The sequence below is a fragment of the Sphingomonas sp. genome, from assembly GCF_965227385.1.
GTDB lineage: Bacteria > Pseudomonadota > Alphaproteobacteria > Sphingomonadales > Sphingomonadaceae > Sphingomonas.
In genome coordinates, this window is record NZ_OZ245750.1 from 115,579 (window position 1) to 140,275 (window position 24,697).

At 66.4% G+C, this 24,697-nt stretch carries 19 protein-coding genes; 7 read left to right on the plus strand and 12 right to left on the minus strand.

All coding sequences use genetic code 11. The features are described 5' to 3' along the window. Positions 1-21: 21 nt before the first annotated feature. From ACO05N_RS00520 to ACO05N_RS00545, 6 genes are all read left to right on the plus strand, one after another. Complete coding sequence (locus tag ACO05N_RS00520; protein ID WP_422055251.1) at positions 22-2,049, plus strand: 3-hydroxyacyl-CoA dehydrogenase NAD-binding domain-containing protein; 2,028 nt, start codon at positions 22-24, stop codon at positions 2,047-2,049. Further along, on the plus strand, positions 2,042-2,473 hold the full coding sequence (locus tag ACO05N_RS00525) for a VOC family protein (RefSeq protein ID WP_422055252.1): 432 nt from the start codon (positions 2,042-2,044) through the stop codon (positions 2,471-2,473). Before ACO05N_RS00520 ends, ACO05N_RS00525 begins: the two co-directional genes overlap by 8 nt. Next, the gene (locus ACO05N_RS00530; RefSeq protein WP_422055253.1) at positions 2,470-3,789 is read left to right on the plus strand and encodes an amidase family protein; all 1,320 of its coding nucleotides are present in this window, start codon (positions 2,470-2,472) and stop codon (positions 3,787-3,789) included. The genes ACO05N_RS00525 and ACO05N_RS00530 overlap by 4 nt, the downstream gene beginning before the upstream one ends. Further along, positions 3,783-4,970, plus strand: coding sequence for an acyl-CoA dehydrogenase family protein (locus ACO05N_RS00535; protein ID WP_422058676.1), 1,188 nt, complete (start codon positions 3,783-3,785; stop codon positions 4,968-4,970). Before ACO05N_RS00530 ends, ACO05N_RS00535 begins: the two co-directional genes overlap by 7 nt. Positions 4,971-5,081: 111 nt before the next feature. Beyond that, a complete protein-coding gene (locus tag ACO05N_RS00540; RefSeq protein ID WP_422055254.1) occupies positions 5,082-6,209 on the plus strand; it encodes an acyl-CoA dehydrogenase family protein in 1,128 nt (375 codons plus the stop codon). A gap of 96 nt (positions 6,210-6,305) precedes the next feature. Continuing rightward, positions 6,306-7,190: an acyl-CoA thioesterase gene (locus ACO05N_RS00545; RefSeq protein WP_422055255.1), complete on the plus strand. Its 885-nt coding sequence runs from the start codon at positions 6,306-6,308 to the stop codon at positions 7,188-7,190. Between the two features lie 36 nt (positions 7,191-7,226). On the opposite strand, the gene ACO05N_RS00550 is transcribed toward ACO05N_RS00545, so the two are convergent. From ACO05N_RS00550 to ACO05N_RS00580, 7 genes are all read right to left on the minus strand, one after another. Beyond that, entirely contained in the window at positions 7,227-7,934 is a 708-nt protein-coding gene (locus ACO05N_RS00550) for a TonB-dependent receptor (protein WP_422055256.1), read from the minus strand. 73 nt (positions 7,935-8,007) lie between these two features. Continuing rightward, positions 8,008-9,147, minus strand: coding sequence for a hypothetical protein (locus ACO05N_RS00555; protein WP_422055257.1), 1,140 nt, complete (start codon positions 9,145-9,147; stop codon positions 8,008-8,010). Positions 9,148-9,545: 398 nt separating this feature from the next. Then, complete coding sequence (locus ACO05N_RS00560) at positions 9,546-10,346, minus strand: SDR family NAD(P)-dependent oxidoreductase (RefSeq protein WP_422055258.1); 801 nt, start codon at positions 10,344-10,346, stop codon at positions 9,546-9,548. Next, positions 10,346-11,110, minus strand: coding sequence for an SDR family NAD(P)-dependent oxidoreductase (locus ACO05N_RS00565; protein WP_422055259.1), 765 nt, complete (start codon positions 11,108-11,110; stop codon positions 10,346-10,348). The genes ACO05N_RS00560 and ACO05N_RS00565 overlap by 1 nt, the downstream gene beginning before the upstream one ends. A 110-nt stretch (positions 11,111-11,220) precedes the next feature. Beyond that, positions 11,221-12,282 (minus strand): phosphotransferase family protein, encoded by a 1,062-nt coding sequence (locus tag ACO05N_RS00570; RefSeq protein WP_422055260.1) that lies wholly within the window; start codon positions 12,280-12,282, stop codon positions 11,221-11,223. Further along, positions 12,279-13,364 carry a Zn-dependent alcohol dehydrogenase gene (locus ACO05N_RS00575; RefSeq protein ID WP_422055261.1) on the minus strand — a complete coding sequence of 362 codons (1,086 nt, stop codon included), beginning with the start codon at positions 13,362-13,364 and terminating at the stop codon, positions 12,279-12,281. Before ACO05N_RS00575 ends, ACO05N_RS00570 begins: the two co-directional genes overlap by 4 nt. 78 nt (positions 13,365-13,442) lie before the next feature. Next, a complete protein-coding gene (locus tag ACO05N_RS00580; protein WP_422055262.1) occupies positions 13,443-14,726 on the minus strand; it encodes an acyl-CoA dehydrogenase family protein in 1,284 nt (427 codons plus the stop codon). 156 nt (positions 14,727-14,882) lie between these two features. Here ACO05N_RS00580 and ACO05N_RS00585 point away from each other — a divergent pair, with 156 nt between their 5' ends. Continuing rightward, on the plus strand, positions 14,883-16,127 hold the full coding sequence (locus tag ACO05N_RS00585) for a TetR/AcrR family transcriptional regulator (RefSeq protein ID WP_422055263.1): 1,245 nt from the start codon (positions 14,883-14,885) through the stop codon (positions 16,125-16,127). A 19-nt stretch (positions 16,128-16,146) separates the two neighbouring features. Here the strand turns inward: ACO05N_RS00585 and ACO05N_RS00590 are convergent, their stop codons facing one another. The 5 genes from ACO05N_RS00590 to ACO05N_RS00610 all read right to left on the minus strand — a co-directional run bounded on the left by ACO05N_RS00590 (position 16,147) and on the right by ACO05N_RS00610 (position 24,615). After that, positions 16,147-17,292 (minus strand): tetratricopeptide repeat protein, encoded by a 1,146-nt coding sequence (locus ACO05N_RS00590; RefSeq protein ID WP_422055264.1) that lies wholly within the window; start codon positions 17,290-17,292, stop codon positions 16,147-16,149. A 103-nt stretch (positions 17,293-17,395) separates the two neighbouring features. Beyond that, entirely contained in the window at positions 17,396-18,706 is a 1,311-nt protein-coding gene (locus tag ACO05N_RS00595; protein ID WP_422055265.1) for a spinster family MFS transporter, read from the minus strand. A gap of 97 nt (positions 18,707-18,803) precedes the next feature. After that, a complete protein-coding gene (locus tag ACO05N_RS00600; RefSeq protein WP_422055266.1) occupies positions 18,804-21,785 on the minus strand; it encodes a TonB-dependent receptor domain-containing protein in 2,982 nt (993 codons plus the stop codon). Positions 21,786-22,221: 436 nt separating this feature from the next. Next, the gene (locus tag ACO05N_RS00605; protein ID WP_422055267.1) at positions 22,222-23,292 is read right to left on the minus strand and encodes an acyl-CoA dehydrogenase family protein; all 1,071 of its coding nucleotides are present in this window, start codon (positions 23,290-23,292) and stop codon (positions 22,222-22,224) included. Between the two features lie 117 nt (positions 23,293-23,409). Beyond that, positions 23,410-24,615, minus strand: coding sequence for an acyl-CoA dehydrogenase family protein (locus tag ACO05N_RS00610; protein ID WP_422055268.1), 1,206 nt, complete (start codon positions 24,613-24,615; stop codon positions 23,410-23,412). Positions 24,616-24,697: the final 82 nt, after the last annotated feature.

Sequence of the window (24,697 nt, forward strand, 5' to 3'; positions counted from 1 at the left end):
AGCACTCAACTGGAGAGCGACATGTCCGTGATTACGACCGAAAAACAGGGCGATATCCTCGTCATCACCTCGAACAACCCGCCGGTGAACGCGCTGGGCGCGGCGGTGCGGCAGGGGCTGGACGCGGCGATCAAGGAGCTGAACAGCGACGACAGCCTGAAGGCCGCCGTGATCCGCTGTGACGGGCGCACCTTCTTTGCCGGGGCCGACATCACCGAATTCGGCAAGCCGATGCAGGAGCCGGGGCTGCCCACCGTGGTCGATACGATCGAGGCGAGCGAGAAGCCGGTGGTCGCGGCCGTTCACGGCACAGCCCTCGGCGGCGGGTGCGAGGTTGCGCTGGCGTGCCATTATCGCATCGCCGTGCCCTCGGCGAAGTTCGGCCTGCCCGAAGTGAAGCTCGGCATCCTGCCCGGTGCGGGCGGCACCCAGCGCCTGCCGCGCGTCGCGGGGGTCGAGTTCGCGCTGGAGCTGGCGGCGAAGGGCGATCCGGTCCCGGCCAAGGTGGCGCAGGCCGCCGGCCTGGTCGATCGGCTGGCCGGAGAGGACAGCCTGACTGCCGACGCCGTTGCCTATGCCAAGGAAGTGGCCGACGCCCGCCCCCTGCCCCGCGCCAGCGAAAAGCCGGTGAGCGTCGAGCCGGGCGTGTTCGACGCGTTCCGCAAGACCAACGCCAAGCGCTTCCGCGGCTTCGACGCACCGGCCGAGATCATCGCGGTGATCGAGGAAACGGTCGACAAGCCCTATGCCGAGGGTGTGCAGCGCGAGCGCAACGGCTTCATGAAGCTGATCATGGGCACGCAGTCGGCGGCGATGCGCCACATCTTCTTCGCCGAGCGCAAGGCCGCAAAGATCGACGATGTGCCGGAAGATACGCAGCTGCGTGCCATCAAGAAGGTCGGCGTGATCGGCGCCGGCACGATGGGCGGCGGCATTTCGATGAACTTCCTGTCGGCCGGAATCCCGGTGACGATCGTCGAGATGCAGCAGGAAGCGCTCGACCGCGGCACCGGCGTGATGCGCAAGAATTACGAGGGCAGCGCCGCGCGCGGCCGGATCAAGCCCGAGCAGGTCGAGCAGGCAATGGGCCTGCTGACCCCGACGCTCAGCATGGACGACCTCGCCGACTGCGACCTGGTGATCGAGGCGGTCTATGAGAATATGGACGTCAAGAAGGACATTTTCGGCAAGCTCAGCACGATCTGCAAGCCGGGTGCGATCCTGGCGTCCAACACCAGCTACCTCAACATCGACGAGATCGCGGCATCGACCAGCCGTCCGGGCGATGTCGTCGGCATGCACTTCTTCTCGCCCGCCAACGTCATGAAGCTGCTCGAAATCGTGCGCGGCGCAAAGACCGACAAGGATGTGCTGGCGACCGTCATGGACGTCGCCAAGAAGATCAAGAAGGTCGCGGTGGTCGCGGGCGTGTGCCACGGCTTCATCGGCAACCGCATGCTGATGCCGCGTCAGGTCGAGGCAATGAAGCTGCTGATGGAAGGCGCGACGCCCGAACAGGTCGACCGCGTCCATGTCGAATTCGGCATGCCGATGGGCCCGTTCCAGATGAGCGATCTGGCCGGTGTCGACATCGGCTGGCACCGCGACCCGACCCGCATCGAAAGCATCCGCGACGCGCTCGCCGCCGAGGGCCGCTGGGGCCAGAAGAAGCAGGCGGGCTTCTACGACTATGACGACAAGCGGAACCCCTCGCCGTCGCCGCGCGTCGCCGAGATCATCGAGGATTTCCGGAAGAAGACCGGCGCGGTGCAGCATGACGTGACCGCCGAGGAGATCATCGAGCGCACACTGTACACGATGGTCAACGAAGGCGCCCTGATCCTGCAGGAAGGCATGGCGCAGCGTGCGTCGGACATCGATGTCGTGTGGATCTATGGCTATGGCTGGCCGGTCTATCGCGGCGGCCCGATGTTCTGGGCGGATACGGTCGGCCTCAAGACCATCGTCGCGGGGCTGGAGAAGCATGGCTTCCCGGTTGCGCAGCTGCTGAAGGACAAGGCCGAGAAGGGCGAGCGCTTCAATGGCTGATGCCGCACTGGCCGGCGCAGAGACGGGCGAGGTGGAGGCGCTGCGCTTCCGCCTCGGCTTCTTCAAGCTGGTCGTGCGCGATCTGGCCGCGATGGAGCGGTTCTACTGCGACACCTTCGGGTTCGCGGTGACCAATCGCGTGGTGCTGCCTGGGCTGGAAGAGTCGATGCTCAACCTGCCCGGCCAGCCCTTCACCTTGGTGCTGTTCCATTACACCGATGGCCGCGCGGTGACGGTCGGCAACGGGCATGGCCCGGTCGGCCTCACCACCGCCGATCTGGACGGGGCGGCGGCGCGCGCAATCGCGCATGGCGCGCGTCCGCTGCACGGCCCGCACGAATTGCCGGGCGCGCGGCTGACCTTCCTGCTCGACCCCGAGGGACATGAACTCGAGCTGATCCAGCGCACGGGCGCACCGGGATGACATTGGCGCGCGCGTCCGCGATCGACATCGCCACCGCAATCGCGGCGGGCGAGACGCGCGCGCGCGCGCAATGCGAGGCCGCTATTGCGCGGATCGAAGCCGGGGACGGCGCGATCAACGCGGTGGTGGTGCGCGATTTCGAGCGCGCGCTGGCAGCGGCGGACGCGGCCGATGCGGCGGTGGCGCGCGGCGAGCGCCGCCCGCTGCTGGGCGTGCCGATGACGGTCAAGGAAGCTTTCGACGTCGCCGGGCTGCCGACCAGCTGGGGCTTTGGCCACGCGGCTGGCAACATCGCGACCTCGGACGCGGTCGCGGTGCAGCGGCTCAAGGCGGCGGGCGCGGTGATCCTGGGCAAGACTAACGTCCCCAAGGCGCTGGGCGACTGGCAGAGCGTCAATTCAATCTATGGCCGCACCAGCAATCCGCACGACCCGGCGCGCACCTGTGGCGGCAGCTCGGGCGGCGCGGCGGCAGCATTGGCGGCGGGCTATGTGCCGATCGAGCTGGGCAGCGATATCGGCGGGTCGATCCGGGTGCCGTCGCACTTCTGCGGCGTGTGGGGGCACAAGCCGAGCTATGGCGCGCTGAACGGCCATGGCCATCGCTTCCCCGGCAGCGACGGCGCGGAAGCGGTGCTGGGCGTGATCGGGCCGATGGCGCGGCGGGGCAGCGACCTGCCGCTGCTGCTCGACCTGCTCGCCGACCTGCCCCTGCCCTGTGATGCCGCGCCAGCCCGGCGCGTGCTGGTGCTGACGGCGCATCCGGCAACCGCGACCGCTGCGGCGGTGATCGACGGGGTCGAGCGCGCGGCCGAAGCGCTGGCGCGCGATGGGGTCGAGGTGATCCGCACCCACCCTGCCCTGCCCGATCTGATGGCGCAGCATGACGCCTATACCGCGCTGCTCGGCACGGTGTTCGCGCGGTCCGATCCGACGCTGCACGACACGCTGCCGCGCCTGCTCCCCTATCTCGCGATGCTCGACGCGCAGGCGCGCAACACGCGGGCCTGGGCGAAGCTGTTTGCCGAGGTGGATGCGGTGATCGCCCCGCCCGCCGCAACCCAGGCATTCCCGCACGACCCGCGCCCGCAGGCCGAGCGGACGCTCGATATCGACGGCGTGGAGAGCGGCTATGACGCGCACCTCGCCTGGGCGGGGCTCGCCACCTATCCGGGCCTGCCTGCCACCACTGTCCCGGTCGGGACCGCAAACGGCCTGCCGACCGGGGTGCAGGTGCTGACCGACCTCAATCACGACCATCTTGCGATTGCGACCGCGCGCCGCATCGCCGCTTTGCTGGACGAGGACCCATCATGACCGATCTCGATCAATTCCGCGCCGAAACCCGCGCCTGGCTGGAGGCCAATGTCCCGGCGTCGATGCGCCAGCCGATGCGCGGCGAGGGTGACGCCAATTGGGGCGGGCGCAAGGCCGATTACAGCAAGAACCCCGACCAGAAATTGTACATGGACCGGATGGCTGCGCGCGGCTGGACTGTGCCCGACTGGCCGAAGGAATATGGCGGCGGCGGGCTGTCGCCAGCGGAGACCAAGATCCTGCGCGAGGAGATGGCGGCGCTCAACTGCCGCAATCCGCTCAACAGCTTCGGCATTTCGATGCTCGGCCCGGCTTTGCTCAAATACGGGACCGAGGAGCAGAAGCTGGAGCATCTGCCCAAAATCGCGCGCGGCGAAATCCGCTGGTGCCAGGGCTATTCCGAGCCGAATGCGGGCAGCGACCTTGCCGGCCTCGCCACCAGCGCGGTCAGCGATGGCGACGATTACATCGTCAACGGGCAGAAGGTGTGGACCAGCTACGCCGACAAGGCCGACTGGATCTTCTGCCTGGTGCGCACCAGCAAGGACAGCAAGCAGGGCGGGATCAGCTTCCTGCTGTTCGACATGGACTCACCGGGCGTGTCGACAAAGCCGATCCTGTTGATCAGCGGCTATTCGCCCTTCTGCGAAACCTTTTTCGACAATGTTCGCGTGCCCAAGAAGAACCGCATTCACGACGAGAACAAGGGCTGGGACGTCGCCAAGTACCTGCTCGGCCATGAGCGCGAGATGATTTCGGGCATGGGCCTCGCCTCCCCCGGCGGCAACCCGCTCATCGAGGGCGCGATTGCGACGATCGGGCTGGACGCACAGGGGCGCTTGGCCGACCCGATCCTGCGCGCGCAGCTCGCACTGTTCGAGGTGCGGTCCAAGGCGTTCTCGGCAATGTCGGAGCGGTTCATCGACCAGCTCAAGGCCGGACAGGCGCACCCGGCCCAGCCGTCGATGATGAAGTACTACGGCACAGAGCTCAATAAGGACCGCCACGAGCTGATCATGGCGAGCGGCGGGTCGGACACGCTGGAATGGGAAAGCGAACGCTCCAACGGCGGCGCCAAGCCGCGCGCGTGGCTGCGGACCAAGGCGAATTCGATCGAGGGCGGGACGAGCGAGGTCCAGCTGAACATCGTTGCCAAGCGGATTCTGGAGCTGCCTGCCTAGCTCACCGTCACCCCAGCGAACGCTGGGGTCTCCAGTTGCGAAGCGGTTACCCTGCCGCACGAGACCCCAGCGTTCGCTGGGGTGACGTAGAAGAGGGCGACGGAGTTGAAAATGCCACTCTACCTCAACGACGAACAGACCATGCTCCGCGAGAGCGCACAGCAATTCGTGGCCGAGGCCGCGCCGGTCAGCCATATGCGTGCGCTGCGTGACGCGAACGATGCGACCGGGTTCAGCCGCGAGCTGTGGAAGCAGTTTGCCGAAATGGGCTTTACCGGCATCCTGATCCCCGAAAGCGATGGCGGCCTCGGCCTCGGCCATGTCGAGGCGGGGGTGGTGCTGGAGGAGATCGGGCGCAACCTGTCCCCCTCCCCCTTCCTCACCACCGCGGTTGCGGCGGTGGCGGCGCTCAAGGGCACCGCGCAGCGTGAACGCTGGTTCCCCGGCATCCTGTCGGGCGAGACCGTCGCGGCGCTGGCGATCGACGAGCGCGCCAAGCATGGCGACGCGATCGGGATGAAGGCCGAACGCTCGGGCAATGGCTTCAAACTGACCGGGACCAAGCAGTTCGTCGCGCATGGCCATGTCGCGGACCTGCTGATCGTCGCCGCGCGCACCGCCGGATCGCCCGAGGATGCCGACGGCGTGACGTTGTTCGCCGTGCCGAAGGACGCCGCGAACCTGGCCGCCGACCCGCAGCGGCTCGCCGATGCCAGCCTCGCCGCGCGCATGACGTTCGACGGGGTCGAGGTCGATGCCGATGCGGTGATCGGTGAGGTCGATGGCGGCCGCGCTGTGCTGAACGCACTGCTCGGCGCCGGGCGCACGGGCGCGGCGGCGGAGATGCTGGGCGTCGGCGGCGGCGCGATGGACATGACCGTCCAGTATCTGAAAGAGCGCAAGCAGTTCGGCGTGCTGATCGGCAGCTTCCAGGCGCTGCAGCATCGCGCCGCGCATCTCTACAGCGAACTGGAAGTCGCCCGCGCGGCGGTGCTCAAGGCACAGCAACTGCTCGATGCCGGCGACGCCAGGGCGAACGAGGCGGTGTCAGTCGCCAAGGCGATGGCCGGCATGGCATCGACGCTGGCGGTGCAGGAAGGCGTGCAGATGCACGGCGGCATCGGCATGACCGACGAATATGATATCGGCTTCTACATGAAGCGCGGGCGCGTGCTGGCGGAGCTGTTCGGGGATACCAATTTCCATGCCGATGCGCTGGCGCGCGCGGCTGGGTATTGATCCTGCCATCCGTTTGCGCTGAGCCTGTCGAAGCGCCAAGGACGAAGGGAAGTTGAAGGTGCTTCGACAGGCTCAGCACGAACGGATGTTAGACAAATGACCGAAAAACGCGCCGAAACCGCTGCCGAACAGGTGACCCAACTGGTCGAGCTGCTCGACGTCGAAACCATTGACGTCGACCTCTATCGCGGTGCGCGCCAGCCCGGCGGGGTCGGGCGCGTGTTCGGCGGTCAGGTGATCGCGCAGGCGCTGCAGGCGGCGCAGCGCTCGGTCGAGGGCAAGGACGCGCACTCGCTCCACGCCTATTTCATGCGCCCGGGTAATGAGGATTTCCCGATCATCTATCGCGTCGTGCGCGACTATGACGGGGGCAGCTTCGCCAATCGCCGCGTGATCGCGCTGCAGCAGGGCGTGCCGATCCTCAACATGATCGCGTCGTTCCAGCGGCCCGAAGACGGCCTGTCGCACCAGGCCGACATGCCAGACGTGCCGGGGCCGGACGACCTGCGCTCCGAGTTCGACCTCCGCGAAGAAATCCGCGACCATGTGCCGGAGCGGTTCCGCCCGTTCTTCCTGCGCCCGCGGCCGATAGAGATCCGCCCCTGCAATCCGCGCAACTGGTTCAAGCCGGAAAAGCGCGACCCTGTCCAGCATAGCTGGTTCCGCACCGCCGCCGCCCTGCCCGACGATCCCGCGCTGCACCGCGCAGTGCTGTCCTATGCCAGCGACATGATGCTGCTCGGCACCGCGACGATGCCGCATGGCGTCAACTGGATGACGCGCGGGCTGCAGAGCGCGAGCCTGGACCACGCCGTGTGGCTGCACGAACCGCTGCGCGCCGACGACTGGCTGCTCTACACCACCGACAGCCCCTGGGCCGGCCATGCGCGCGGGTTCAACCGTGGGCGGATCTACAGCCGCGACGGGCGGCTGGTGGCGAGCGTGGCGCAGGAAGGCTTGATGCGGATGCGGGAGGGGTAAAGGCTGCCACTCCCCTCCCGTTTGCGGGAGAGGAGATCAATCCTTCGGCCGGATCACATACGCCGCGGGCAGATACAGAAACACCTCGGTCAGGCTCGCGCGCGACCATTCGACCGGACGGTCCAGCCCGCGCACCTCGACCCCGTAACCCGTACCGAAACGCGCGGCGGTGGTGGCGGCATCTGCGGCGATCATCTCGATGATCTTGGTGCGATACTGATCCGGGTTGAGCACAGACAGCGTCATGTCGCCGCTCTTTTCGATCTGCGCCCGCCCGGTCGGCGGCACCGCCTTGATGAACCTGGCGATCCGGTCGAGCGCGGCGCGCGCGTCCATGCCGGGCTCCAGCTTCACCTTGATGATGAAGCTGGTCCGCTCCGAATCCGGGCGGCCATCGCGGCTCAGCAAAAGGTCGCCATAGTTGGCGAGCGTCAGCGCCTCGACCACATAGTCGCCGGTCGCCAGCTCGACGCCATGCTTGCCCGCCTGCTCGATCGCGCTGCGAACCATCGCGTAGATTTCCTTGCGCCGCAGCGCCTCGTCGCGCGTGTCGCCGGTGATCGAAACGCGCTGCACCGCGAAATCCGCCGTGCGCCGCAGCGTGATGATCGGGATCGACGTGCCCTGAAACCCGTCGCGATTGCTCGCCGATCGGGTAGCGGTGACCACCACCTCCTGCGCCGGGGCGGGCAGGATGCTCGCCGCCATCAACGAAATCGCCGTCAGTGCCCGAATGATCCGCATCGCCCTGCTCCCGTTTTCCTCAGGTGCACGGTCGCCCTTTGGCCCCGTCCGGTCAATCGCATGTCAGGAGCCGTCAGAAACCCGCCGCGTCGTCATCGACGTCATCGGGTCTTGCCATGCGATACTGCACCCGCGCGATGCAGCCCTGCGCGCCGCTGGACGAGGTTTCGGCGCGCGCGGCGATGATCATGCGGCGCGCCTGTTCGCCAAAGTCCGCCGCCGGCTCGCTGGCAAGCACGGTCACCGCACCCGTCGCACCCCAGGGCGCGAGATCGTAGCGGACGATCGCCCAACCCTCGATCGCGCGGCGGCGGAACGCGTCGGGGAATTCAAGGTTGAGCGGGCGGGCCCACCGAACCGGCTCTGGGCAGCGCCCCTCGGGATAGGCCGCTTTCGGCGGCATGGGCGGGGCGGGAACCGGAACGGTCGCGGGGCGGCCAAAGGGGATTGTGCAGCGCGTGCGCGGCGCGTTCCCGACATAGCGGCTGCGCGCCGCAGCATCGCTCGCCGCCGCCTCGAGCACGCGGTTGCCATCGCTGGCGACGATGCCGGGATTTTGCGGCACGCCATCGGCATCGACGTCGAAACTGGCGACAGCATAGGACGGCACGCCCGGCGTCTGCGGAATACGGCGATCGTCGACGAATGCGCGCAGCAACATGCGCGGCCGCCCCGGCCCGGCACAGTCGCCCGACTTGCGGATCTGCTGCATCACCGTCTGGAATTCGGACGGGTTCGCCATGCGCAGCGCCGCGACGCGATAGAGATCGGCCGGTGCCGCGCGGTCGAGCGGGACGCTGCGCGCGGCAAAGGTCATGGTGCACGCGGCCCCGGCCACGCCCTCCGGGAAGCGCCACAGGCTGAGCGCGGGAGCCAGATCATTGCCCTGCACATAGCCCTTCGGCCCGGACGCCGCGACCCGCTGCGTAATGCCGAGCGGGCGGCCATCCTCGCCGATCGTGAACCCCATTTCATAGGAACGCGGTGCATCGACCCCGATCCGGGCGACCTGGGTGAAGGGAGCGACGGCGGAAAGCGGAGCGACCACCTGTCCGCCGCATTGCGCGGTGGCGCCGTCATAATCGACCAGATGCGGGCCCCAGCCCGGAACGCCGGCGTGTGGTGCCGCCAGATGTGTGGGAGACCGCGGCGGCGCAGGCGGCGGCACGGTGATGGTCGCGGTCTGGGCGGCGGCGGCGAGGAGCGTCAGCATGAAGCGCAGCGTCCGCCTTTTTTATTACCGGATCAAGGCATTAGCTCGGGAGCGCCGAAAACACCGTTTGGCGCGGGAGCGGATCTGGAAAAGTGCGTGTCAACTGTCGTCCCAGCCATTACGCCGCGCTTGCTCGGCAAGATGGGCGTAAATGGCCGCCTGATCGAGGTGGAACTTGCGGTCCGCTGGGCACGTAGCACGCTTGGCTTCGTCGAGGGACTGGACGGCACAGCGCGTGCTGGCGATGCTGGACAGGTTTTCAGGCACTGATTGTCCGATTGGTTGCCAACCGGCAGATCGGTCAGTCGGGTAATAACTGGCGGGCGGTCACAATGTTCAAACCACCAGCGCTTCGGCGCCTGGCCGTGCTACAATCGCGCTGAAGCACCGATAGTCGGTTACACCGCCGTCTTGCCATACTCCTGCCGCGTCACCGGGTGGCTGGACGACAGCCCGCCATCGACCGCCAGCGCCTGGCCGTTGACATAGCTGGCATCATCCGACGCCAGGAACAGCGCTGCCCGCGCCAGTTCCTCGGCCTGCGCACCGCGGCGGAGCGGGTTCAGCCGGCCCACGCGGTCCATCTTCCCCGCCTCGCGCGCATAGTCGAAGGTGGGCTTGGTCATGCCCGTCTCGGTAAGCCCCGGGCAGAGCGCGTTGACGCGAATGTTGGAGCCCGACAGCTGCTGTGCGGCGACGGCGGCAAGGTTGATCACGCCCGCCTTCGACGCCGAATAGGCCGGGCTGCCCGCGCCCGACCGGATGCCGGCAACGCTGGCGGTGAGGACGATCGCGCCCTTGCCCCGCTCGGCGATCTTCGGCGCGCCATGCTTGATCGCGAGCAACGGCCCGATCAGGTTCACGCGCAGCACTTCGGCCATCAGCTCCGGCGTGGTGTCGAACAGGTTCGCCATGCCGCCCGAAATCCCGGCATTGGCGAAGAGGATATCCAGCCCGCCATATTCGGCGACGGCGAGATCGATGGTCGCGATCACGTCCGGCTCGCTGCCCGCGTCCATGCGGATCGCCTTGGCGGTGCCGCCCGCCGCGGCGATCAGCGCGACGGTCTCATCCGCGCCTTCGCTCTTGTCGGCGACGATCACCCGGCCCCCTTCGGCGGCAAACAGGATCGCGGCGGCGCGGCCGATCCCGCTGCCTGCCCCGGTGACGATGATCGACTTGTCGGTGAAGCGCGCCATTAGATCGTCACCCCGCCATCGATCACCAGTGCCTGCCCCGTCGTGTAGCGCCCCGCTGCGGAGGCGAGGAAGACGACGCCCCCGGCAATGTCCTCCGGCTCACCCAGACGGCGCAGCGGGGTCTGCTTGTTCACCCGCGCCTCAGCTGCGGGATCTTCCCACAGCGCACGCGCGAAGTCGGTCTTGATCAGGCCCGGCGCGATGCAGTTCACGCGGACATTGTCGGGGCCATATTCGACCGCATAGTTGCGCGCGAGCTGGAAGTCCGCCGCCTTGGACACGTTGTAGGCTCCGATCACCGGCGACCCGCGCAGGCCGCCGATCGAGGATATGATGACGATCGCGCCGTCCTTGCGCGCGCGCATTTCGGGCGCGACCATCTGAATCAGCCAGTGGTTGGACAGGACATTGTTGTCGAGGATCTTGCGGAACTGCTCATCCGCGATGCCCGCCAGCGGCCCGTAATAGGGGTTGGACGCAGCGTTGCAGACCAGGATGTCGATCCGCCCGAACACGCGGCGCGTCTCGTCCACCAGATGCTGGAGCGCGTCCTTGTGCGAGATGCTGGCGGCGACCGCGACTGCCGTGCCGTCGCCATGTTTGGCGTTGATCGCGGCCGCGACCGCTTCGCACGCATCCTGGTTGCGACTGGAGATGACAACCTTCGCGCCCTGATCGGCGAGCGCCTCGGCGCTGGCCTTGCCGATCCCGCGCGAAGATCCGGTGACGATAGCGACCTTACCGGTCATGTCGAACAGGCTCATCAAAACCCCTCCCAATCAATTCCAGTCACCCCAGCGAAAGCTGGGGTCTTTCGCCGCACGCGAGTCCGGCGCCGCACGAGGCCCCAGCCTTCGCTGGGGCGACGGCCCGATTATGCCCCCGCCTTGCGCGCAAATTCCCACGCGCTCGCGGCCAGCCCCGGCACCCGCGCCGCCGTCTCCTCGGCGTGCGCATTGCTGGCATTGCCGTCGAGCAGGCGGCGCTTGATCCCCTGCACGATGCTCATCAGCCGGAACTGGCCGAACGCGAAATACCAGTTGAGGTCGGGGATGCCGTCGCGCCCGGTCGCGGCGCAGTAGCGCTCGACCATCGCCTCGACGGTCGGAATGCCTGTCTCCGCCCCGGTAATACCGCCGATGCCCGACGCGCCATTGGCCGGGATCATCCAGTTCATCAGCAGGTAGCTGAAATCCGCCATCGGATCGCCCAGCGTCGACAGCTCCCAGTCGAGCACCGCCTTCACCCGCGGCTGCTCCGCGTCGAAGATCATATTGTCGATACGATAATCGCCGTGGACGATGCTGGTGCGCGTCTGCGGCGGGAGGGTGCGCGGCAGCCACTCGATCAGCTTTTCGACATCCTCCAGATCGTCGGTCTGGGCGAGCCGATACTGCTTGGTCCAGCGCCCCACCTGCCGCTCGAAATAGCTGCCCGGCTTGCCATAATCGCCAAGGCCCGCCGCGACGTAATCGGTCTCATGCAGCTGCGCGAGGCGGTCGCAGATTTCGTAATAGATTGCGGTGCGCTGCTGCGGCGTCTTGTCGGGCAGCGATCCGTCCCAATAGGTCGCGCCCTCGACCAGCTCCATGATGTAGAAAGCCGACCCGACCACACCATCATCCTCGCACAGCCCATAGGGCTTTGCGACCGGGAAGCCGGTCGGATGCAGCCCCGCAATCAGGCGGTACTCTCGATCCACCGCATGGGCCGAGGGCAGCAGCGGCCCGAACGGCTTGCGCCGCAGCACATAGGCGCCGCTCGCCGCATCGATGCGATACGTCGGGTTGCTCTGCCCGCCGGGGAATTTGGCGTAGGTGAGCGGACCTTCGAAGCCCGCGACATTGGCCTCCATCCACGCGGTCAGCCGCGCGATGTCGAGGTCGTCGACCTGCTCCATCGGCTGCCCGCCGCGATGTCCCGCCGGCGGGGTCATGCGAATTCGATCACGGATCGCACCGCGTCCCCCTGGCGCAGATTGTCGAACGCGTGGTTGATGTCCTCCAGCTTGATCCGCTCAGCCACCATCGTGTCGAGGTCGAGCACCCCGTCGAGATACATCTGGACGAGGCGCGGCAGATCGATCGGGAACTGCATCGATCCGGCGAGCGAACCCTGCAATTTCTTGCCCGACAGGAAAGTCGGACCCGGAATGCTGACCGACTCACCCGGCTTGATCATGCCGAGGATCGTCGCGGTGCCGCCCCGGCGCAGCACGTGCCAGGCGGTCTCCGCCGTCTGCGGCCGCCCGACCGCCTCGATCGCATAATGCACGCCGCCATCGGTGAGCTTGAGCACCTGCTTGACCAGATCGGGAGCCATGGCATCGAGGTCGTGGGTCGCGCCCATCTTCCGCGCCAGCGCGCGCTTCTCTGCCACCGGATCGATCGCGATGATCTTGCCCGCGCCCGCAATCTTGGCGGCGTTGATCGCGGACAGGCCGATGCCGCCGCACCCGATCACCGCGACCGTTTCGCCTGGCACCACCTTGCTGTCGCGGAAGATCGACCCCGCGCCGGTCAGCACCGCGCAGCCAAGCAACGCGGCCCGGTCGAGCGGCATGTCCCTGCTGATCGCGACACAGGCATTTTCGTGGATCAGCATCTGTTCGGCGAACGCCGACAGGTTGAGGAAATGGTTGACCGGTGTGCCGTCGGTGAGCGTCAGCTTGGGCGCGGCATCGGCCGGGCGACGGGTCGAATTGTCCAGACAAAGCGACGGTCGGCCCGAGATGCAGAACTCGCACGCACCGCAGAACACGGTGAAGAAGGTGATGACATGGTCGCCGGGCTTCAGCCGCGAGACCTCGCTCCCCACCGCCTCAACCACCCCCGCCGCCTCATGCCCTGGCACGGTCGGCATGGCGTGTGGATAGGCCCCATCAACAAAATGCAGATCCGACCGGCACACCCCGCAAGCCGCGGTACGCACCAGCACCTCACGCGGGCCGGGCTTGTCGACACGGATATCGTGGATTTCGAGCGGCTTGCCCGCCTCGAACAACACTGCTGCTTTCACTTTTTCCTCCGTCACCCCAGCGAAAGCTGGGGTCGCAAGCCGCACGAGACCCCAGCTTTCGCTGGGGTGACCCCAATATTACCGTGTCACCGCCATGTCGCCGCTGCTCGGGCGATCCGCTTTGAACTCGCCGTACTTGCCGAACTCGCTACGCGCGATCGCCCGGTTGTGCACCTCATCCGGCCCATCGGCAAAGCGCAGCGTGCGCATGCTCGCCCAGGCGCTGGCCAGCGGCGTATCGCCCGACACGCCCGCGCCGCCGAATGCCTGAATCGCATCGTCCAGGATTTGCAGCGTCATGCGCGGTCCCATCGCCTTGATCATCGCGATCTCGCCCTGCGCCGACTTGTTGCCGGCCTTGTCCATCATGTCCGCGGCCTTGAGACAGAGCAGCCGCATCATCTCGAGGTTCGATCGCGCTTCGGCGACGCGCTGTTCCCAGATCGAATGATCCGCGATGCGCTTGCCGAACGCGATGCGGCTCAGCAGCCGCTTGCACATCAGCTCCAGTGCCATTTCGGCGACCCCAATCGACCGCATGCAATGATGGATGCGCCCCGGCCCGAGGCGGCCCTGCGCGATCTCGAACCCGCGCCCTTCGCCGAGCAGGATATTCTCAACCGGCACGCGGACATTCTCCAGCACCACTTCGCCATGGCCGTGCGGCGCGTGATCATACCCGAACACCGAAAGCATGCGTTCGACCCTGACGCCGGGCGTGTCCATCGGCACCAAAATCTGGCTCTGCTGCGCGTGGCGCGAAGCGTCGGGGTTGGTCTTGCCCATTACGATCGCGACGGCGCAGCGCGGGTCTCCGACGCCCGACGACCACCATTTCCGGCCGTTGATCACATAATGGTCGCCATCGCGAACCATCGAGGTCTGGATGTTGGTCGCGTCGGACGAGGCGACGTCCGGCTCGGTCATCAGGAAGGCCGAGCGAATTTCGCCGTTCATCAGCGGCTTGAGCCAGCGTTCCTTGTGCTCGCGCGTCCCATAGCGGTGCAGAACCTCCATATTGCCGGTGTCGGGCGCGGAGCAGTTGAACACCTCGCTCGCCCAGCCGGCGCGGCCCATCTCCTCGGCGCACAGCGCGTATTCGAGGTTGGTGAGCTGCGTCCCCTCGAACTCGAAACTGTCATCGACATGGGTCTGGCCCGAATGCGGCGGCATGAAGAAATTCCACAGCCCCTGTGCCCGCGCGACCGGCTTCAGCTCCTCGATCACCGGCAGCACCTTCCAGCGCTCGCCGGTATAGACCTGCTCGCGATACTCGCTCTGGCGCGGGGTGATATGCTGGTCGATGAACCCGCGCACGCGGTCGCGGAAAAAGGTCTCGCGCTCCGTCAGCGTGAAATCCATGCGCCCTCTCCTTCTTCAATCCGTTTCGACTCGATTAGGCCATACCCGATATTCGGTAAAGTGGGCGATGCAGCATTTTTCCGCTGCGCTTCCCTGTACGTTGCACCGCTGCGCTTTAGGACTGTTCGTTCGAATCAAATTTGCTAATCTGTCACGATGAACGCCGAAGACGCAGCGCCCGAAGAGGCGCGGGGGGAAACCAAACGATTCCGTGCCAAGCGCGACGCGATCCTCGCGGCGGCAGCGGACGTGATCAACGATCAGAGCGCGAAGGGCATGACCTTCGCCGATGTCGCGCAGCGCGTGGGCCTCAACACGACCAGCGTTACCTATTATTTCAAGCGCAAGGAAGACCTGGCAGCGGCGGCGTTCGACGTCACGCTCGACCGGCTCGATGCGATGCTGGACGAAGCGCATCGCGAAGCGACGCCCGAAGCCCGCGTTGCGCGCTATCTGTCGATCAACATGGCGCGTCTCGCCAGCATCCATCGCGGCGAGGAAAAGGCATTCGCGATCCTGTCAGACCTGCGCGCGATGGAGGGCGATCTGCGCACCCGCCTGATGCAGCGCTGGCAGCAGATTTTCCGCAAGACCCGCGCCCTGTGGGGCGAAGGCGGCACGCGCGCGGAGACCGACCTGCGCGGCGGACGGGCGCATGTGCTGCTCGAAAACACCTTCTGGCTCCCGGCCTGGATCACGCGGTACGAAGTCGACGAATATCCGCGCGTCGAAAGCCGGCTGATGGACGTGTTCCGCCACGGCATCGCCACGCCGGGCGATGTGTGGAAGCCGGCGATGCTCGACCTGACGCATGACGAGGCCGAGCCGGGGCGCGAGGCGTTTCTGCTCGCGGCGACGCGGCTGATCAACGAACTGGGTTATCGTGGCGCTTCAGTGCAGAAGATCGCGAGCGAGCTCAACGTGACCAAGGGCAGCTTCTACCACCATCTCGACGCGAAGGACGAGCTGGTGATCGAATGCTACAAGCGCAGCTTCGACCTGATCGCCGACGCGCAGCGGTTGGCTGAGGAAGGGCCGGGCGACCATTGGCGCAAGCTGACCAGCATCATCGCCACCCTGCTCGACGTTCAGTTTTCGGAACGCGGGCCGCTGCTGCGCACGACGGCGCTTTCCGGCCTGCCCGCGCGCGTGCGCACCGCGCTGATCGACCGGTCGAACCGCATTGCGCGGCGCTATGCCGGCATGTTGTCCGACGGCATCGCCGAAGGATCGATCCGCGCGATCGACCCGCTGGTCGCCAGCCAGACGATGATGGCGCTGCAGAACGCCGCGTTCGACATGCGCAAATGGGCCAGCACGATGCCGCGCGAGCGCGCGGTCGCCTTCTACGCCTCCACCATCGTGTTCGGGCTGTTCGACGACCGGGTGCTTGAATTTTGAACGCGGCGACGCGTAGCGGTCAGGATTTGGGCGGCACGACCGACGATGTCATGTCGACGATGTGCAGCGTCGGCTCCCCGTTCCGCACCTTGAGGCGCGACATCTTGTCCAGTCCATAGGACGGCCGCAATGTATAGCGTTCGACGCGGTAGAAGCCCGGTCCGGATGGATCGGTGGCGGCGTAACGCCGTCCGGCGACATAGGCGATCAACGGCTCGGCCCAGCCGGTTCCCGTCCCGGGCTGGACGATCTCGACCTCCTCGGTCCGGCCATCAGGCTTGATCCAGAAACCGATATCGACCCAGCGAATGGCGCCTGAAGCCTCGATTGCAGAGGTGATGGTGATCGACGGCTCGCCATGGCGGCGCGAGGCGTCTTCGGCCGGTGATTGGAACGAGGGCGGCGGCGGCGCGGCGAGCAGGGGTGGCGGCTGATCGCCGGTCGTGATGCCCGCCATCAGCCGCTGCGCCCCGGCCTCGTCACCCGCCCTGAACAGAATCTGCGCGCGCAGGATCCGGCCCTGGCGGCTCAGCCACGCGTCGTGCGGATAGCGCCGCTCCGCCGCGTCCAAATAGCGCAGCGCCGTGCGCGGCGAACCGTCGAGAAATGCGAGCCGGGCGCGCCGCAGGCCCAGCGCGGCGGCGACCTTGTCGTCGCCCGCGCGCTCGGCTGCCTCTGCTGCGGCGCGATAACTCGTCGCGGCGAGCTGCGTGTTGCCCAGTTTCAGGCGCATGTCGCCGATCCGCGCGGCCGCGGCGAGTGTCGCGGGGTGGTCGGCACCCACATATTTGCGCAACACCGTTACGCTCCGCAGCGCCGAGGCGCGCGACAGCTCATTGTCCCCTTCATGCTCGGCGACATCGGCCAGCGTCGCATACAGGTCCGACATCTTGCCCGGTATCTTCGCTGCATGTTGCGCGTTCCGGGCGACGGCCCGCGTCAGGGTCGCCTTGGACTCAAGATATTTCCCCTCCCGAAAGCTCTCGGCTGCGGCCGCCATCGCGGCGTCGACCTCTTCCCCCGGGGGACATTGGCGTGCGAGGCAATCGGCCAGCGCGTCGCGCATTCGGGTACCGCGGATCACGATCTCCTCGCGCGCTTCGACCGGCTCGACCGCGGGCGATCCCGCTTGAAGTCCCATGGCGGCCAGGGCGAATATCAACATCCGGATCTCTTTCACGCACGCGCCGAGAGTGGCGCGCGATCATCTAGCGCACCGCATTTGTTGCCACAAGCGAGGCGGGACAAGCGCCCGACCGGCGCTCCGTTCAGGTCGGGTTCGCCGCGACCTGCCGCCGCTTCAGCCAGACCCCCGCGCGCCAGTAATGGAACAGCGCCCAGGGCGTCGCGGCGGCGAAGGTGAGCATCGCCAGGCGCAGTGCTTCCGCCTCGCCATAGGTCGGCTTCAGCGCGTCGGAGATCACACCGATCATCGTCGGACCGAGGCCGAGGCCGATCAGGTTGATGACCAACAGCGTCACTGCGGCCCACAGCGCGCGCATGCGCAGCGGGGCGAGCCCCTGGATCAGCGCGAAGCTGGGGCCGAGATAGGAGTTCACCAGCAGCAGCGACACCCAATAGATCGGGATCGCGATCCACGGATCGGACGAGGCGAAGAACAGGAAGGACAGCGGCAGCCCCACGCCCTTCATCACCAGCACCAGCCACGCCTGGCTGTGCAGTCCCCAGCGCACCGCCGCCTTGTTCGCCAGCCAGCCGCCGAGCACCGCCGACAGCGTGCCGCACACCGCACCGACCGGTGCGACGATCGACGCGATCTCGATCTTGGTCAGGCCGATCGTGCGGATGAGGAAGCTGGAACCGAAGGCGGTATGGCCATAGCCGATCAGCGAGGTGATGGTGACGCCCAGCACCAGATGCACTGCGGCGCGGTTGGAAAAGAGCGAGCGGAAGCCGTCGCCGAGGCTGGGCATCGCCCCTTGTGCGGCAGGCACATGGCTGGGGTCGGACAGGCCGCGACGCGGTTCGACCACGAACAGCTTGATGATGATGGCCAGCATAATGCCGGGAATGCCGACCGCGAACATTGCGACGCGCCAACCGAAATAATGCGCCAGCGTCCCGCCGATGATCGTGCCGCCCGCAGCACCCAGCACGACGCCGAGCGAGTAGATGCCCATGGCTCCCGCGCGTTTTTCGGGCGGGTACAGGTCGGCGATGATCGAATGGCTTGGCGGGCTCGACCCCGCTTCACCGATACCGACGCCGATGCGGGCGAGCAGCAGCTGCACGAAATTCTGCGCCAGCCCGCACACCGCGGTCATCGCGCTCCACAGCGACAGCGCGATCGCGATGATGTTGACGCGGTTGCTGCGGTCCGCCCAGCGCGCGACCGGCAGCCCCAAGGTCGCGTAGAAGATCGCAAAGGCGAACCCGGCCAGCAACCCGAGCTGCGTGTCGGACAGCAGCAGCTCTTTCTTGATGTCCTCCTGCAGGATCGCGAGGATCTGCCGGTCCATGTAGCTGAAGAAATAGGCGGCGGTGAGCAGGATCAGCGTGGCGGTACGCCGCCGGATCGCGAGCGCGTCCTCGGGAGACGTCGCGGGAATGGTCGCCATCGTTACGCTACTCCTTCACTCGGCCGACGCGGCCCGATGCTAAAATTCGGGGCTCCGCCGCGTTCCCCGCGCGACGAAGCCCCGAAAGGTGCCGGCTTCAGAATTTGGCGGACACGCCGATCTTGAAGTTGCGGCCCAGAGGGTTCCCCACGAACGGCTCGTAGTTATAGTCTTCGCGCGCGAAGGGCGGATCCTTGTCGAAGATGTTGTAGATGCTGCCCGACAGCGTGACGTCCTTCACGATCTCGAACTGGATCGTGAAATCGGCCGTGGTGAAGCTGTCGATGAACGCGCCTCCCGCCACCCGCGCCCCGCCGAGCGAGGCGTTGGGGCCATAGACGCCGGCCGTCGTGGTATCGGCGCGCTGGTCGTACAGCCCATCGATATAGGTCACGGTCAGCCGCGCATCGACCGGCCCGGCACCGAATTCCAGGAAGCCCTGCCCCTTCCACTCCGGCACCGGATAGAGCGTCGTCTGATAGTTGAGCAGGCCCACGCCATCATAGCCGCGCTGCACCAGCGTCCCTTCGACGTAGATGTCGCTGATCCGGTTCTGCAGCGTGTAGGTGACATTGCCGCCGATCGCGAAGCGCGTCCCCTCGCCCAGCATGTCGATCCCGCGATAGCTGGCCGCCACGTCGATGCCTTCATTGGTGATCGACGCGCCATTCTGCGTCACCGTTTTGACGCGAGAGATGGCGGTGCGCTGCGTACCCGATCCAGGCACGCCCGGCGTCGAAGCGACGCACGGGCCGGTCGAGAAGGTGAAGCGCGCCGCCAGCGCCGCATTGGTGGCACAGGTATTGCCGCCGGTGCTGGGGAACAGCGTGTTGACCATCGAGATCAGCGGATCGGAGACGATCACGTCCTCGATGTCATAGCGGTAATAATCGATGCTGGCGCTGAAGCCCCCGGCATTGAGCAGCACACCGCCGCCGTAATTCTTCGAGCTTTCCGGGACCAGGTTCGGATTGCCGAACACGTCGATCGGGCGGAACGTCGTATCGATGATCTGCAGCGCCGTGATCGACCCGGGCGCCACCTGGTTGAGCGTCGGCGCGCGGAACGTGGTGCCGAACCCGCCGCGCAGCGCAAGCCAGTCGGTTACCTGCCAGCGCGCGCGGATCTGCGGATCGAAGGTGGAACCGGTGGCCCCGCCGTAATCCTCGAACCGCGCGGCGACCTGCAGGTTCAGCGAGTCGAGCACCGGCAGCTGCAACTCGCCATAGACCGCCCAGACGTCGCCCTGCAGGTCATAGTCGGCATTGGTGCCGAGGAAGCCGAGCGCACCGGCCGGGGCGCGCCCACCCGAACACGCAGCGCCGTTGGTGTTGCCGTTGAGCGGGGATTCGCGGCACGGGTTGGTGGCCAGGTTGTTGGCCGCACCGTACCGCCCGGTGACCGACGTATCGCGATATTGCGCGCCGACGCCGAACTGCACTTCGCCGCCCGGCAGGCTGAATCCGGTGCCCCCGCTCAGCGACCCTTCGAACACCAGCAGGTCGGTGTTCACCTTGGTATTGGAGCGGACGAAGAACCAGTCGGTCAGCTCCGCGCTGTTGCGCGGACCGTTGGCGACGGGGTTGGTCTGGCCGGTGGCGGGGTTTACCGTCACCGCATTGCCGAACGGATTAAGCCACTGACAGCCATTGGCCCCCGGCGTCGTCCCGGAGCAGTTCGGCCCGCCAAAGCCAAGCAACGCACGCTGCACGCGGTCGCCGAAGGAATCGTAGCCGTCGATGTACCGGTAATAATTGTGGTAGGTGGCGTTGAGGTTGTAGTTCAGCCCGTCCGCGATCTCGCCCCGCAATTCGGCGGTAAAGCGGGTGGATTCGCTTTTGCGCAGACCGGTCGCCGAACCCGGCGCGAACTCATTGTCCAGCGTCGAGGGATTGCCGCCGAGCAGGAACGGCCGGAACAACAAGGTCGGGAACAGCACGCCCGCGCCCGCCGGGGTCGTATTGGCCGCGCGATAGGCAACCAGGCCCGGATTGGCGCTCGGCACGAAAAACCCGCTGCCCAGCAGCGCCGCGAACGGTGCGTAGGGCGTTCCCGCAATCGCGACGCCCGATGGCGGCTGGGTCAGCAGATAGGATGGCGAAGTGAGATAGTTGGGAACGGTGGTGCGCCCGTACAGCGCGGTCACCTGCAGCGTCGTCTTCTCGCCCACATCCCATTCGAAATCGATGAACGCCTGGCCGCGCATCTCCTTTTCGACCAGATTGTCATAGGTCGAATATTGGTTGTAGCACCGCGCATCGGCCCCGACGAAGCCGCCGAGCGGCGCGCAGGCCGAGTCCGCAGCGATGCCGCTGACCGGCGACCCGGTCGCGCCGAGGAACAGGAAGTTCGCGGGGTTGCCGCCGCCGGTCCACCCGCCCTGCGGGTTTTCGGCATAGGGGCGGATCGCCCAGTCGCGTTCCTTCGCCATCAGCTGCCCGCGCTGCTGATAGCCGCCCGCGACCAGTACCCGGAAATTGTCGCCGACATGGCCGAAGCTGAGCGACACATCGATGTCACCGTCCGACCCGTCGATGAAGCGCCAGCTGCCCGATCCCTGGAAACCGCGCTGATTGGTACGCGTAATGAAGTTGACCACGCCCGCAATCGCTTCGGAGCCGTAGGTCGCAGCCGCACCGTCCTTCAACACCTCGACCCGGCCGATCGCGGCCTGGGGCAGCATGTTGATATCGACGGAGGGTATGCCGTTGCCCGACGTCGCCAGCCGCTTGGAATTGAGCAGCACCAGCGTGCGCTGCGGGCTGAGGCCGCGCAAATTGACCGTCGCGATACCCTCGGCACCCTGCGAGCGGCTGTCAAACTGGTTGGCGTCGCCGAGCGACGCGCTCGAGCTCGGCAGTGCCTTGACCAGGTCGAGTACCGTCGGATTGCCCTGCTTGGCCAGTTCCTCGGCACCGATCACATCGACCGGCAGCGCCGCATCCTCAGGCGTGCCGGCGATCAACGATCCGGTAATGACGATTTCGGTTTCGCCATCGCTGTCCTGCGCAAAGGCGGGCGCCGCGCCGCCGAGGACAAGCGCCGAAATCCCGCACGCCGCCAAAAGCTGCTTCTTCATAGATCCCACTCCCGTTCGGCCGGAACGCTGTTCGGCTCCATACCGTAAACTCGAATAGAGCGAGTTCCAGAGTTGTGGTCAAGGCGAGAAAAGCGTTGCGAAACGCCACCTATCCTTGAGTGTAACGGGAAAAGCACGCCCCATCGGCTACTGTAGAAATACGCGTGGGTATGTTGAACCGATCTTCTAAACCGACGATCTTATACCGCAGATGCGAAAAGAGCGTTGGCGCGACTGCGGACATTGGACCCTTCCGCTTAAGGGAAGGGGTTAGGGGAGGGTCGGTCTGCAAACGACGGGCCCGAGATGACACGCCCTCCACCGGCCCCTCCCGCAAGCGGGAGGGGGGAATGGACCGATTTGGTCAAACGCGATCCCTTGCCTTCCTCGCCTCCCTGTCAGGAAGGGGAGTCCAAGGGCTGGATGACGATACGACTTAAAACCCGCTCAGCCGCGCGAAACGGTCGCGATGATAGGCGGTGTTGCCCCACATCTGCTCGAGCACGCGCATCCGCTTGAGGTAGAAACCGGCATCATATTCGTCCGTCATGCCGATGCCGCCGTGCAGCTGGATCAGCTCGCGGCTCATCAGGTGACCGATCTCGTTCGCCTTGCCCTTGGCCAGCGATGCCGCCTGCCGGACATCGCCGCCCCGGTCGATCGCGGCGAGCCCCGCCTCGACCGCCGAGCGCATCTGCTCGATCTCGCTGAACAGGTTCGCCATGCGGTGCTGCAGCGCCTGGAAGGTCGCGAGGATTTGCCCGAACTGCACCCGCTGCTTGAGATAGGCGAGCGTGGTGTCGAACGCCTGCCCCGCCATGCCCAGCATCTCGGCAGCGGTCAGCACGGCAGCGCGATCGAGCACCGCGTCGAGCAGATCGGTGCCGCCCGCCGCCAGCTTGTCGGCGGGCGCGCCATCGAACGTCACCTGCGCATGGCTGCGGAAATCGACCAGATGGCGGCGCGAAACGGTCACTCCCTCCCCTGCCTCGACCAGGTACAGGCCATCGGTCGCGGCGACGACGAACAGCCCGGCGCTGTCGCCCTCGGCGACGAACGCCTTGGTGCCGCTGAGCTTGCCGCCCTCTACCGTCGCGGCAATCGCCGCCGGATCGTGCCGCGGCCCTTCGTCCACCGCGAGCGTCGCGACCAGTTCGCCACTCGCGATGCGCGGCAGATACTTCTCCTTCTGCGCGTCGCTCCCACCCAGCAGGATCGCGGAGGCCGCGGCTGCCGACGCCGCGATCGGGCTGGCGGCCAGCGTCTTGCCCAGTTCCTCGATCACCAGCCCCAGGCTTAGCCACCCGAAATCGCTGCCGCCATGCGCTTCGGGGATGATCACCCCGGTCCAGCCCATTTCGGCCATCGTCGCATAGGCGGCGGGGTCGTATCCCGTCGCATCATTGGCGTTGCGGATCTTGCGCCATGCGGTGACTGGGCTCTCGTTGGTCGCCCAATCGCGCGCCATGTCGCGCAGCATCGTCTGTTCTTCGGTCAGAACGGCCATTTTCAGTCCTTTACGTCCGTCCCATCTAGGCCGTCATCCCAGCGAAAGCTGGGATCTCGCGCGGCGAGGGAAACCCATGTGGAGAAAGACCCCAGCTTTTGCTGGGGTGACGTTCAGCTATTGATGATCGAGCATCCCCAGGATGCGCTTGGCGATCACGTTGTTCTGGATTTCGGTCGAGCCGCCATAAATGGTCGTCGCCTTGCCGAAGAGCCAGGCGCGCACGCCATGGATCTGCGCTTCGGTAAAGCCCTCGCCCTCCCAGCCGAGCCCTTCCATCCCCTGGATCTCGATCAGCAATTCGGCGCGTTCCTGGCCCAGCTTGGTGCCGAGCGTTTTGAGGATCGACGACACTTCGGACACGCCGCCCACCGCCTTGCTCTCCGCCTGCACGCGCATCGCGGTGAGCAGGAAAGCGCGCCAGTCCATCTCGAACTTGGCAATGCGCGCGCGCAGATCGGGGTTAGCGATCCGCCCCTCGGCATCGACGCCGACATATTTCTTGGCGATGTCCGCCAGCGACGGGCCCGACATGCGGAAGGCGGAGCCGCCGCCCGACAAATTGGTGCGCTCATGCTGGAGCAGGCGCTTGCCGATGGTCCAGCCCTGCCCTTCCTCACCGACGCGGTTTTCCTTGGGCACCTTCACATTGGTGAAGAAGGTTTCGCAAAAGGGCGACATGCCGCTGATCATCTGGATCGGCTTCACCTCGACCCCGGGCGCGTCCATGTCGATCAGCAGGAAGGTGATGCCGCCCTGTTTCTGGGTCTTGTCGGTGCGAACGAGGCAGAAGCATTTGTGGGCCCATTGCCCGCCGCTGGTCCAGGTCTTTTGCCCGTTGACGACATAATGGTCGCCCTTGTCCTCGGCAAAGGTCTGGAGGTTGGCAAGGTCGGAGCCGGCATTGGGCTCGGAATAGCCCTGGCACCAGCGCACTTCGCCCTTGGCGATCGCCGGGATATGTTCGCGCTTCTGCGCCTCATTGCCATATTCCAGCAGCGTCGGGCCGAACATCATCACGCCCATGCCGCCGATCGGATTCCATGCGCCCACGCGCGCCATTTCCTCCTGCAGCACCTTCGCCTGCGCGCGACTCAGGCCACCGCCTCCATATTCGGCAGGCCAGGTCGGAACGCCCCAGCCCTTTTCGCCCATCGCCTTGCGCCACGCGGCCTGTTCGGGGGTCTCGTTGGTCGGCCCCTCGACCGCCGACATGCTGTTGTCCTTGCCCTTGAGCGAGGCGGGGAAGTTGGCCGCGAGCCAGTCGCGGACTTCGGTGCGGAAGGTGTCGAGATCGACCCTTACATCCTCCATTACAGACATCTTCTCTCCTCAAAATTCACAACGGGCTGCGGATCCACGGCGCATTCTTCGGCGACATGTTCGCTTGTGTTCACTCTGTGCG